Origin of the sequence: Micromonospora sp. NPDC005413, assembly GCF_040606435.1 — a bacterium.
In the GTDB taxonomy this organism is placed as follows: domain Bacteria; phylum Actinomycetota; class Actinomycetes; order Mycobacteriales; family Micromonosporaceae; genus Micromonospora.
This window is the reverse complement of record NZ_JBEXEV010000052.1, coordinates 17,053-28,315: the sequence shown is the minus strand read 5'-3', so window position 1 is coordinate 28,315 and position 11,263 is coordinate 17,053. Positions and strand designations below refer to the sequence as shown.

Annotated in this window: 10 protein-coding genes; 6 read left to right on the top strand and 4 right to left on the bottom strand. The window is 72.4% G+C overall.

Features of this window, described 5'->3' with window-relative positions; translation table 11 throughout:
* The 3 genes from ABZS37_RS31275 to ABZS37_RS31265 all read left to right on the top strand — a co-directional run.
* A partial coding sequence (locus ABZS37_RS31275) for an SEC-C domain-containing protein (RefSeq protein WP_355174959.1) occupies positions 1 to 370 on the top strand: 370 nt, incomplete at its 5' end.
* Between the two features lie 24 nt (positions 371 to 394).
* Positions 395 to 1,141: a metallophosphoesterase gene (locus tag ABZS37_RS31270; protein WP_355174957.1), complete on the top strand. Its 747-nt coding sequence runs from the start codon at positions 395 to 397 to the stop codon at positions 1,139 to 1,141.
* Positions 1,142 to 1,264: 123 nt separating this feature from the next.
* Entirely contained in the window at positions 1,265 to 1,795 is a 531-nt protein-coding gene (locus ABZS37_RS31265; protein WP_355174955.1) for a DUF2231 domain-containing protein, read from the top strand.
* A gap of 4 nt (positions 1,796 to 1,799) precedes the next feature.
* Here ABZS37_RS31265 and ABZS37_RS31260 read toward each other — a convergent pair whose 3' ends face one another.
* Positions 1,800 to 2,456, bottom strand: coding sequence for a DUF998 domain-containing protein (locus ABZS37_RS31260; RefSeq protein ID WP_355174953.1), 657 nt, complete (start codon positions 2,454 to 2,456; stop codon positions 1,800 to 1,802).
* 278 nt (positions 2,457 to 2,734) lie between these two features.
* On the opposite strand from ABZS37_RS31260, the gene ABZS37_RS31255 reads away from it, so the two are divergent.
* The 3 genes from ABZS37_RS31255 (at position 2,735) to ABZS37_RS31245 (ending at position 6,716) form a co-directional block, all read left to right on the top strand.
* Entirely contained in the window at positions 2,735 to 4,618 is a 1,884-nt protein-coding gene (locus ABZS37_RS31255; protein WP_355174951.1) for a Xaa-Pro dipeptidyl-peptidase, read from the top strand.
* A gap of 220 nt (positions 4,619 to 4,838) precedes the next feature.
* Positions 4,839 to 5,255: a hypothetical protein gene (locus ABZS37_RS31250; RefSeq protein WP_355174949.1), complete on the top strand. Its 417-nt coding sequence runs from the start codon at positions 4,839 to 4,841 to the stop codon at positions 5,253 to 5,255.
* Positions 5,256 to 6,056: 801 nt separating this feature from the next.
* Positions 6,057 to 6,716, top strand: coding sequence for a C39 family peptidase (locus tag ABZS37_RS31245; RefSeq protein WP_355174947.1), 660 nt, complete (start codon positions 6,057 to 6,059; stop codon positions 6,714 to 6,716).
* 333 nt (positions 6,717 to 7,049) lie between these two features.
* Here the strand turns inward: ABZS37_RS31245 and ABZS37_RS31240 are convergent, their stop codons facing one another.
* The 3 genes from ABZS37_RS31240 to ABZS37_RS31230 are packed head-to-tail and all read right to left on the bottom strand — an operon-like array spanning position 7,050 to position 11,259.
* Positions 7,050 to 7,871 (bottom strand): aldolase/citrate lyase family protein, encoded by an 822-nt coding sequence (locus tag ABZS37_RS31240; RefSeq protein ID WP_355174945.1) that lies wholly within the window; start codon positions 7,869 to 7,871, stop codon positions 7,050 to 7,052.
* The gene (locus tag ABZS37_RS31235) at positions 7,871 to 9,094 is read right to left on the bottom strand and encodes a CoA transferase (protein WP_355174943.1); all 1,224 of its coding nucleotides are present in this window, start codon (positions 9,092 to 9,094) and stop codon (positions 7,871 to 7,873) included. Before ABZS37_RS31235 ends, ABZS37_RS31240 begins: the two co-directional genes overlap by 1 nt.
* Complete coding sequence (locus tag ABZS37_RS31230; protein ID WP_355174941.1) at positions 9,091 to 11,259, bottom strand: alpha/beta hydrolase-fold protein; 2,169 nt, start codon at positions 11,257 to 11,259, stop codon at positions 9,091 to 9,093. The genes ABZS37_RS31235 and ABZS37_RS31230 overlap by 4 nt, the downstream gene beginning before the upstream one ends.
* Between the last annotated feature and the right edge of the window lie 4 nt (positions 11,260 to 11,263).

The window sequence follows — 11,263 nt, the reverse complement described above, 5'->3', positions numbered from 1 at the left end:
GGAGTCCGACCTGCTCTTCTGGCCTCGGGCCGAATTCGATCGTCTGCTCTCCGAGCACGCCGCGCTCGCCGAGGTCTACGGACCGGACTGGGACGCGCACCGGGCCCGACTGGAGAAGGACCTGGTCCGGCTGACGGGTGCCGGCCAGGCCGGGCTGGGCGTCTTCAGCGCAACCGTGGCCGGGCTGAACGCCTTCGCCGGTCGACGCGACGGCGACCCGACCGATGCGGCAATCCGGGCGGGCTACGCAGCCGAGGTGTCGGCGCGACCCAGCGCGCGGATCCCGTGGCCACCGGAGCGCAACGACGCGTGCTGGTGCGGTTCGGGGCTCAAGTACAAGAAGGACTGTCTGCCGCGCTCCCGGAGCTGAGCGCGGCTCACTAGGGTAGCGGTCGTGCTGGTCATCGCGCACCTCAGTGACACCCACCTCGACAGCCATCCCCGATCGGCCGAGCGGACGGCCCGGGTGATGGACTACCTGCACACCCTGCCGCGGCCGGTCGACGCGATCCTGATCACCGGGGACATCGCGGACCACGGCGACTTGGCCGAATACGAGACCGCCGCGAAGCTCTTCGACTCCCCACTGCCGGTCATGATCTGCCCCGGCAACCACGATGTGCGCGACGCGTACCGCAAGGGTCTGCTCGGTGACGACGGCGGCGGCACCGGCCCGATCAACGCCCGGTACGACGTGGCCGGCGCGGTCTTCCTCCTCGCCGACTCCTCCGTGCCAGGCGAGGACGACGGTCACCTGGACGAGGAGACCATGACGTGGCTCGCCGACGAACTGGGCTCGGTGCCGGCCGAGACGCCGACGTTCATCGCCTTCCATCACCCGCCGGTGGTGCTGCACCACCCAGTCATGGACCCGATGCGGCTGCTGCCCGCCGACCCTCTGGCCGAGCTGGTCACCGCCCACCCGCAGGTCGTCGCCGTGCTGACCGGGCATTTCCATACCGCCGCCGCGAGCACCTTCGCCGGCCGCCCGCTGCGGATCGCACCGGGTGTGGTCTCCACCCTCCGGATGCCGTGGGAGGGCGAGGGACAGTTGACCACCCAGACCCAGCCGCCCGGCGTCGCATTCCACGTGTACGACGACAGCGGGCTGCTCACCACCCACTACCGGGTGGTGGTCTGACGGCGGTCCTCACGACGAAGACGGGCGCTGCTGGCAATCTTGGGGGCTGACATGCTTCTTCGGTACCGATAACGTCCATCCCTGGGCGATCGACGTCCACCGCCATCACCGGAGGAGACGCCGATGTTCGAGGAGTTCATGGGCATTCCCGCCCATCCTCTGGTGCTGCACGCCGCAGTCGTGTTCGTGCCGCTGCTGGCCCTCCTGACGATCGGCTACGCGCTCGTCCCGCCGATCCGGCCGCACACCCGCTGGGTGCTGGGGCTGCTCGCTCTGGGCGCGCCGATCTCCGCCCTGCTGGCGAAGCTCTCCGGCGATGCCTTCTTCGACCGCCTGCGCGCCGCCAACCGTGTCACCCCCGAATTCGCCCCGACGATTGAGGCGCACCAGGAGTTCGGCGACATCACGCTCTGGGCCACCATCGGGCTGGCGATCGTGGCGCTGGCGCTGGTCTGGTTCGTCCCACCGAGAGCCGCCAAGGCGAGAGCCGCCGAGGCGAGCGCAGCCGAGGCGAGCGCCACCGACGATGCGCGGCCCAGTAGGGCGTTGACCCTGGCGTTGCAGGTGTTGTCGCTGGTGGCCGCCGGCATCGCCGTGTACTACGTGATCCGCACCGGCGACTCTGGCGCGAAGGCTGTCTGGACGGGCCAGTGACGGGTCAGGCCACCTCGTCGCGTGCCCGCCAGGAGAGCGCCACGAGCCAGCCCGAGATGAGCACCGCTCCGACGGCGAAGCGGATGCTCGCGCTCTCCTCGCTCCACGGCAGGGCGGTGAGCACGAACGCGACGGCACCGCTGGCGGCGCTGTAGAGCGCCCAACCCCGGTGCCCCTGGCCGGTGAAGCGTCGGGCGAGCAGCAGGCCGGCCGCGATCAGCGACAGGAACGCCGCCGCGCCGCACACCGTGTGCAGGACGCTGCCCGTGCTGACCTGCTCGGGCAGCCCTGCCGGGGCCCCGGGCGGCCAGCCGAGCGCGGGGTCGGGGACGAAGATTCCGCCGCCGACCATCGCCACCCCGTAGACGCCGACCAGCACCGTGCCCACCGTGCCCGCCCGGCCCGGACGCAACGCCCGCCACAGACCCACCGCGAAGGCGACGGCCAGCAGGCCGGTGCCCACGAACGCGATGACCTGCAGCCAACCGAGGTCACCGAGGGTGAGTGAGCTCACCGCGTGCCGGCGCAGATCGAACCCGGATCGGGTGAACGCCTGCCCGAACGACAGAACGGGAAAGAGCAGGCCGGCGACCGTGCCGCAGCCCAGCAGGATCCGGGTTCGGCGGAGCTGAATCTCGGGAGCGGTCGTCAGGGACGTCATGGGCGTACCTCTCGTGTCGGCATCGGTGTTCTGCCGTCACGACGAACGAGGCAGGGCCGGATCGACACCGCGGCCCGGGGAGGTACAGATTTCCGCAGCGTGTCGCCGCCCGATTCACTTCGATGTCGTTTCGATTGCCGCACATTGTGGATGAAAGACGTATCCCCACCCGAAGGGATCGACGGAACGCCGGCCCGGTCATAGCATGTCGACGAATGGGTCTTCGAGATTGGCCCGTGCCGAAACCCGGCAACCAGCCCAACCGAAGGGAGACGCGCGTGCGTCGACCCCGCCAACTGGCACTCCTCAGCGTCGGTGTGTCCGGCGCCCTGGTCCTCAGCGCGGCCCCGACAGCGGCGGCAGCCCCGCCCACGCCGGCCACACCCACCGGCATCGTGGTGAGCGACGGCATGACCCAACCGGTGTTCTCGCTCGCCGACGCGATCGAGGAGCGGGTGTTCGTCCAGACCCCGGTGGACACCGACCACGACGGCCGACCCGACCGGGTGGCGATCGACATCTCCCGACCCCGGGAAACCGCCACGCAGGGCTTCAAGGTGCCGGTCATCTTCGAGCACAGCCCGTACCGCAAGGGCACCTGGGGCGACGTGCCCTACCCGAGCGTGCTGGTCGACGACCTGCCGCAGAACGGTGTGACCGACCGATCCGGGCGTCGATCCCTCGACGTCGGCACCCAGCGGGCCCAGGCGAAGGCCAACCTGCCCGGCTCGCTGGACGACTACTACGTGCCACGCGGCTACGCGGTCGTGCTCGGCCAGAGCGTCGGCACCGGCGACTCGGACGGCTGCCCGACCAGCGGCGACCAGGCCGAAACGCTCGGCACCAAGGCCGTCATCGACTGGCTCAACGGGCGCGCCAAGGGGTACGACGCGAACGGCGCCCCGGTCACCGCCGGCTGGACCACCGGCGCGGTCGGCATGACCGGCGTCTCCTACAACGGGACGCTGCCCAACCAGGTGGCCACCACCGGCGTCAAGGGACTCAAGACCATCGTGCCGGTCTCCGCGATCAGCAGCTGGTACGACTACTACCGGGCCAACGGTCTGGTCGTCGCACCCGGGACGTTCCAGGGCGAGGACCTCGACATCCTGGCCCAGTACACCGCTGGGCAGGCACGGGCCGAAGGGCTCTGCGCCGACGAGCTAGCGAAGATCACCGAGGAGCAGGACCGGGTCACCGGCGACTACTCGACATTCTGGCAGGATCGCGACTACCTCGACGCCCGCAACGTCAAGGCGAGCGTCTTCGTCGTACACGGCCTCAACGACTGGAACGTGAAGACCGAGCACTTCGCCGGCTGGTGGGACCAGCTCGCCAAGCGCGACGTACCGCGCAAGATCTGGCTGCACCAGGGCGGGCACGGCGGCCCGGGCAGCAGCGCCTCGGTGACCCTGCCCAGCGGGCAGACCTGGACCTACAAGCAGACCGAGAACCGCTGGTTCGACTTCTGGCTGTGGAACGTGCGCAACGGCATCATGGACGAGCCGACGGCGGTGCTGCAGCGCGAGGACCGCGCCTACACCACGTACGCCAACTGGCCCGACCCGGCAGCGCGTGAGGTCGGGCTGCGGTTCGCCGCCACCGACGCCACCGCCCCGGGCGCGCTCACCACGGGCAAGCCCCCGAAGAGCAAGGTCGAGCAGAGCTTCGTCGACGAGGGCCGGACCATCCACCCGGACACCCTGGTCGCCAACCCGGACACGGCGAGCGCGAACCGACTCGCCTACCGCTCCCCCGTGCTGACGCAGAACGTCCGCATCTCCGGACGTCCAGAAATGCGGCTGCGGATGGCCATCGACAACAAACCGGACGCGAACCTCACCGCGTACCTCGTCGACTACGGCCCGGCCGGGACGACCGCCGCGCCGACCGTGGTGACCCGCGGCTGGATGGACCCGCAGAACCGCAAGAGCCCGGCCCGCACCGAGCCGGTCAAACAGGGCAAGCTGTACGACTACCGGTGGACCATGGAGCCGAAGGACTACATCTTCCCGGCGGGCCACCGCATCGGCGTGGTCCTGTTCTCCAGCGACCAGGAGTACACCCTGCTGCCGCTGGGCGGCACCGAACTGCGGGTCGCACCGAACGACAGTGAGCTGCGACTGCCGGTCGTCGGCGGTCGGTCCGTGCTCGGGTTCTGACACAAGTCCTCCCGAACAGGTGGGGCAGTCCGACGCGTCGGACTGCCCCACCTGCGCGTTCCGACCGCACTGATCCGTCCGGGCTGCTGGACGCGACCCTTCCGTCCCGCGTTTGGCGGCCGGAGGCGCGGGAAGACCTCGCCGATCGGGCCCAGGCGACCCGCCACGTCCGTCGTCCGGCAGCGCTGGCGATGCCGGCGAGACCCGAGGAGGAGCGAGGATGAGCCCACGCAGGACAACCGTCCCGGCACGCAGATCGCCCGGGCCCACCAAGGCCACCGGGGCGACGAAGATGCCGCCGAGCCGGAAGGTGGCGGCCAAGAAGGTCGCCGCTGCCACGAAGCGGGCCACCGGCGCGAGCGCAGCCAAGACGCCCGGCGAGAAGCCCACGCCGACCACGCCCCGCGTCGCCCGGAAGAAGGACGTTTCCGCCACCACGGCCTCGCCCAGCCGCAGGCCGACGGCGAAGGCGGCCGCCGCCAAGAACGCACCACCAAAGAAGGCACCCACGGCGAGGGCCGCGGCGAAGAAGGCCGCGCCGACCCGGGCCCGCACCACGTCCGCCACCAGGGCGCCGGCCAAGAAGGCGACCACCATGGAGTCCTTCGGCAACCGGCGTACGGCGCGGAAGACCTGAACTTCGACGCCTACCCGATGTGTCGCACCAGCTCGCTGACCGTAGGGGAGGCGTCGCCGCAGGCGTGCACCACCCTCACCATCCGACCCCGCCCGCCCGCGCCCGTTTAGGCACCCCGCTCGGTCTGCACACCGCACCCCCCTCACGGGCGCGGCCGCGTCACGCCCAGCAGCCCCCGTCACGCCCGCCGGCCCCCGTCACGCCCGCGACGTCACGTCACCGGTCACCCAGACCTCGCGGGCAAGCGAGCCCCGGCTGGGAGACCGACAGTCCGGGTGTCGACGGCGGCGGGACACCCGCACGGTTGAGCGTGATACCTCAGAGTCATATTGATACCTCAGAGTCATCACGCTCAACGCCAACCCCGCCCGCCGGCCGACACGTGGGGCGTGGTGTCCGGTTCGGGATGCGGAGCCCCGACGGGGTGCGACAGGCTCGGGCAGATCACCGCTGGGTTCCGGTTGTGGGGCGGACGGACGGAACGGGGGTTGTCTGCCCGCGACGGGCCAGGGGCTTCGTCCCGTTTGGGATGGGCCGTCCCGTGGTCGGAGCCACCCTCAGGGTGGAATCGTGGGCCGGCCCGGGTCGTTATACCTGGCATGCGACCGTGGCCCCGCGGGCCTGGTGCGCGGCAGCCGCCGGGAACACCCGACCGGCCGCCACGGTTACATCCCCGGAACCCCGAGCAGGTCCCCCGATCGCCGGGCCGTTCCCCCCTTCTTGAACTTCCCTCGTGCGGCACACGCCCGCTTCCCCTTGTCGTGTGTCGCGCACACCCCCGATGCAGAGGAGCACGCCATCATGCGTACCGATCTGATCCGTAAGACCGCACTGACCGCTGCTGGGCTCGCCTTCACCGGCGGCGCGATCGCCGGCCCCGTCACCGCCGCCTACGCCGCATCCGACGCCAAGCCCGCTATGCAGACCCAGACCGACCGTAAGCCGTCGGGTGAGCGTCAGCTGGGTGTGCGCTACGAGGCGCAGCCGAACTTCTACTACTGCGGCCCCGCCGCCGCCCGCAACGCCCTCTCGGTGCAGGGCAAGAACATCAGCGTGGACGCCATGGCCAAGGAGATGGGCACCACCGAGGCCGGCACCAACTCCATCAACGACATCACCCCGGTCCTGAACAAGGAAACCGGCAAGAACGACGCCTACCGCAGCGTCGAGATCAGCACCCCCGCCGCTGATGACAAGCAGACCGACAAGCTGCGCGCCGACGTCGTCAAGACCGTCGACGACGGTCGGGCTGTGGTCGCCAACATCGCCGGCACCAGCGTCGACACCGACGGCACCACGCACTCGTTTGAGGGTGGGCACTACATCAGCGTCGTCGGCTACCGCGACAACGGCAACGTGGTGAAGATCGCCGACTCCGCCAACCCGAACACCGCCTCGTATGAGGTCACCGCCGAGCACCTCGCCGACTGGATCGCCACCCGCGGCTACGCCACCAGCTGACCCAACAGCACAGACGACCGAAGGGCCGGACCCCACCAGGGGCCCGGCCCTTCGTCGTCATTTACGTCAGAGCACTCTCGCACCCGGGCACTACAGACCACCACCACCAAAGTCTGGCCAAGGGCAAACTCCCGGCGACCACCGCGTTGGCCGCGGCCGTGGTCCGGGGCGGCAACGCCGAACTCGCGCAGCTCGACCGGCTCAACGGTGCGCCGAGCCGCTGGCCCCTCAGCCCCGGTTGGTGACGATCTGGTCGAGCGGCGGCCGCCCCGCCGGCATCGCCTCCGGAAGGCCGCGCCGGACACTCCCAGCCGAGCCCGCCGACAGCGACGCTCAGGCGGTGTAGCGGGCGGCCAGGTCCACGATGCGTCGGGCCGCCGCGACCATCGCCCGGTCGGCGAACCGGCCGTCCGGCAGCACCACCGTCCCCGAGTCCCGTCGGTGCGCCTCGGCCACCGCGGCCAGCAGCTCCGCGGCGCGGGCCACCTCCCGATCGGCCGGCCGGAACGCCTCGACGATCACCGGCAGTTGGCGCGGGTGGATCGCCGCGCGGCCGAGGAAGCCGAGCCGCCGACCCACCGCGCAGGAGGCGGCCAGACCGGCGACGTCGGCGACGTCCGCGTACACCGACATCGCCGGCGGGACCAGACCGGCGGCGCGGGCCGCCACCACCACCCGACCGCGCGCCCAGAGCAACCCGTCGTCGTCGCTCACGCCGAGGTCCGAGCGGAGGTCGGCCTCGCCGAGCCCGATCGAGGCCACCGCGGGGTGGGCGGACGCGATCGGGTACGCCGCCTCCAGCCCGAGCGCCGACTCGACCAGCGGGTGCAGCGGCACGTCGACCCGGTCGGCGAGCGCCGCCACCGTCGCGGCCGACTCCACCTTCGGCAGCCGCAGCCCGGCCAGCCCGGGCCGACCGGACACCGCGGCCAGGTCGGCGTCGACGTCCGGCCCGGTCAGCTCGTTGACCCGGACCTGCACCGGCACCGGCCGCACCTCGGCGAGGAACTCGGCGACCGCGTCCCGGGCGTACGCCTTACGCCCGGCGACGACGGCGTCCTCAAGGTCGAGGATGACCGCGTCAGCACCCGAGGCGACCGCCTTGGCGAACCGGTCCGGGCGGTCGCCGGGCACGTAGAGCCAGTTGAGCAGCATCAGAGCACGCCCCGCTCGCGCAGCGCGGCCAATTGGTCGGCGCTCAGGCCGAGCGCGCCGAACACCGCATCGGTGTCCTGGCCGTGCCGCCGGCCGGCGTGCCGGATCTCCCCCGGCGTGTCGGTGAGCCGGAACGGCACGTTCTGCATCCGCACCTCGCCCAACTCCTCGTCCGGGACGCTGTGCACGGTGCCCAGCGCGGCGTACTGCGGGTCGGCGAGGATGTCCCGCACGTCGTAGACCGGCGCGACCGCCGCCTGCGCCGCCTCGAACGCGGCCACCACCTCGTCCCGGTCCCGCTTCGCCACCCAGGCGCTCACGGCGGCGTCCAACTCGTCGGCGTGCGCCGCTCGGCCGCTGCCGGTGGCGAACCACGGCTCGTCGATCAGCTCGGGTCGGCCGACCAGCCGCAGCACCCGCTCCGCGATGCTCTGCGCGCTGGTGGAGACCGCAACCCAGCGCCCGTCCGCGCACCGGTAGGTGTTGCGCGGGGCGTTGTTGTTGGACCGGTTGCCCAGCCGGGGCTGGATGTAGCCGAGCTGGTCGTACCAGGTGATCTGCGGACCGAGCATCGCCATGATCGGCTCGATGATGGCGAGATCCACCACCTGCCCGGCGCCGGTGGCGTCCCGGGCCCGCAGGGCCAGCATCACCGCGTACGCGGCGGCGAGCGCGCTCACCGAGTCGGCCAGCCCGAACGGGGGCAGGGTCGGTGGGCCGTCCGGCTCCCCGGTGGCTGCGGCGAAGCCGCTCATCGCCTCGGCGAGGGTGCCGAAGCCGGGCCGGCGGGCGTACGGGCCGACCTGCCCGAAACCGCTGATCCGGGCAATCACCAGCCGGGGGTTGACCGCGTGCAACTCGGCCGGGCCGAGCCCCCACCGCTCCAGCGTGCCCGGACGGAAGTTCTCCACCAGCACGTCGGCGTCGGCGAGCAGCCGGCGCAGCAGCGCGGCGCCGTCCGGATCGGACAGATTGAGGGTGACGGTCCGCTTGTTACGGCCGAGCACCTTCCACCAGAGCCCGACGCCGTCGCGGGCCGGGCCGTGCCCCCGCGACGGGTCCGGCTTGGCGGGGTGCTCCACCTTGACCACGTCGGCGCCGAAGTCGCCGAGGAACGCCGCGGCGAGCGGCCCGGCGAAGAGGGTGGCCAGGTCGACCACCTTCACCCCGTCGAGCGGGCCGCGGGTGGCACGCCCGGCCCCCGGATCAGTCGCGGCGGTCACGGCGTTCCCTTCGTCGGGTCGAGGACGGCGAGGAAGACGTCGCCGTTGCCGAGAGCGCCGCCGCCCACCGGTGCTCCGGCGGTGAGCCCGCTGACCAGCAGCCGACCGTCGGCGCCGAGGGTCGCGTAGACGTTCTCCTCGCCGAACGGGTCGGCCGCGTCGTCCCGGGCCGTGCCGTACTGGGCGACGCCGAGTTGGCGTCCCCGGGCGTCGAGCCGCACGGTCAGCACGTCCGCGCCGCCGACCGGCAGCCCGAGCGTGCTGTTGGTGAACCCGACCACGGCGACCGCGCCGTCGGGCAGCGGCACCACCTCCGCGCCGGCATCGGCCCCGTGGCCGCCGGTCACGGTCCGCCAGCCTTGCCGACCAGTCGAGGTGTACGCGACGGTCAGCACGTCGCTGCCACCGTTGGTGGCCTCGCCGCCGGTGGAGCCGGTGGCCAGCACCGTGCCGGTGGAGCTGATCGCGACGCCGCCGAGCAGGTCGTCTCCAGCGCCGCCCACCGAGGTCACCCAACTGCGGGCGCCGGCCGGATCGTATCGGGCCAGCCAGCCGTCCGTGCCGCCGAGCGCCGTCGTGCCCGGTAGGCCGACCGAGGTACCGCCGGCCACGTACACGCCCTGCGCGTCGGCCGCCACCGCGTACGCCTTGTCCTCGCCGGGGCCACCGAACTGCCGGCTCCAGGCGACGCGCCCGTCCGGGCCGATCCGGGCCAGCACGGCGTCCTTGTCGCCGGCACCGGCCTCGCCGGCGAACGAGCCACTGGTGTAGCCGGCGACGTAGGCACCGCCGTCCGGCGCCGGCGCGACGGCGTAGAACCGGTCCGCCTTCGTCGGGTCACCGGCCTGGGTCAGCCAGGCCCGCTGCCCGGACCCGGTCAGCCGGGTCACGAAGGCGTCGTCGGCCGGGCTGCCGGGGTGCTTTCCGTCCAGGTCGCCGCGGGTGTAGCCGGCGGCGATGATCCCGCCGTCGGCGAGCGGCACCAGCCCGTAGAGGCGGTCGTTCGCGGCGGTGCCGAACTGGGTCGTCCACCGCGCGGTCGTGCCGTCGGTGGCGAGCCGGCTCACCACCGCGTCCAGCCCGCCGGCGTACGGCTGGCCGTCGACCGGGCCGGAGGCGGCATAGCCGATGGTGGTCGTGCCATCCGGGTGGGCGGCGACGCCGCCGGCCCAGTCCGTGCCCGCGCTGCCGTGCACCGGCCCAGGCAGCCCTGCCGGCGGAGTGACGCTCAGCGTGCCGGCGAGGTGCTTCAGACCGTCCACGAAGGCGGGTCGCCAGACATCCCAGTCGTGCCCCCCATCGAGCACCCGCAGCTCGGCGGCGACCCCGTCGGCTCGGCGCACCGTGTTGTAGAGGGTGGCCGCCTCGTAGTCGAGGTCGTGCGCGGCGTCGGCCGGGTCGGGGTTGGCCCACTCGTCATCGCCGACCGCGACGTACATCCGGACCGGGGACTCCGGGTCCAGGCCGGGCAGCAGGGCGGGGTAGTTCAGCTGCTGGTAGACCTCGTCGGAGAAGCGCCGCGCGCCCGAACCGAAGGCACCGAACTCGCGCGCCGACGAGTCGGCCGGCGGCAGCGGCCGGTAGACCGCCGGGCTGAGCACCAGCGCGTTGGCGAAGAGGTCGGAGTGGGCGAGGGCGTAGCGCAGCGCCCCGGCGCCGCCCATCGAGTAGCCGCCGACCAGGCGGGCGCCGCGGTGCGCGGCGGTGCGGTAAGTGGCGTCGACATGCGCCACCAGGTCGCGGGTGAGCGCGGTCTCCACCGGTCGGCCCGGGTCGTCCGCGCCGGTGTAGGCGGAGTCGACGTACCAGTTGCCCCGGCTGCTCCACGGCGCGTCGGGCAGGACCGCGATCACCGGCGGCACCTCGCCGTCGGCGATCATCCGGTCCAGGTCGGCCTTCACCCGGGTCCACGCCTGCATGGTGTCGCCCCGCCCGTGCAGCAGGTACAGCACCGGGTAGCGGGTGGCGGTCGCCTTGGCGTACCCGTACGGCAGGTAGACGGTGTAGTCGATGGTCGCATCCAGCGCCGGGGACGGCGCGGACGCGACGGTCAGCGTGCCCGTGCGGAGGCGCTCCGCACTCGCCCCACCCGGTAGCGCGCCGGCCAGTCCCAGCGCGAGGAGCACGGCGGCCGCGCCGCCGCCGATCCGCCAGCGTCTGCCCATCAGG

Coding starts and splice junctions, on each gene's coding strand:
- ABZS37_RS31265 (WP_355174955.1), top strand. CDS start 1,265: ATGTTCGAGGAGTTCATGGGCATTCCCGCCCATCCTCTGGTGCTGCAC.
- ABZS37_RS31260 (WP_355174953.1), bottom strand. CDS start 2,456: ATGACGTCCCTGACGACCGCTCCCGAGATTCAGCTCCGCCGAACCCGG.
- ABZS37_RS31250 (WP_355174949.1), top strand. CDS start 4,839: ATGAGCCCACGCAGGACAACCGTCCCGGCACGCAGATCGCCCGGGCCC.
- ABZS37_RS31245 (WP_355174947.1), top strand. CDS start 6,057: ATGCGTACCGATCTGATCCGTAAGACCGCACTGACCGCTGCTGGGCTC.
- ABZS37_RS31240 (WP_355174945.1), bottom strand. CDS start 7,871: ATGCTGCTCAACTGGCTCTACGTGCCCGGCGACCGCCCGGACCGGTTC.
- ABZS37_RS31230 (WP_355174941.1), bottom strand. CDS start 11,259: ATGGGCAGACGCTGGCGGATCGGCGGCGGCGCGGCCGCCGTGCTCCTC.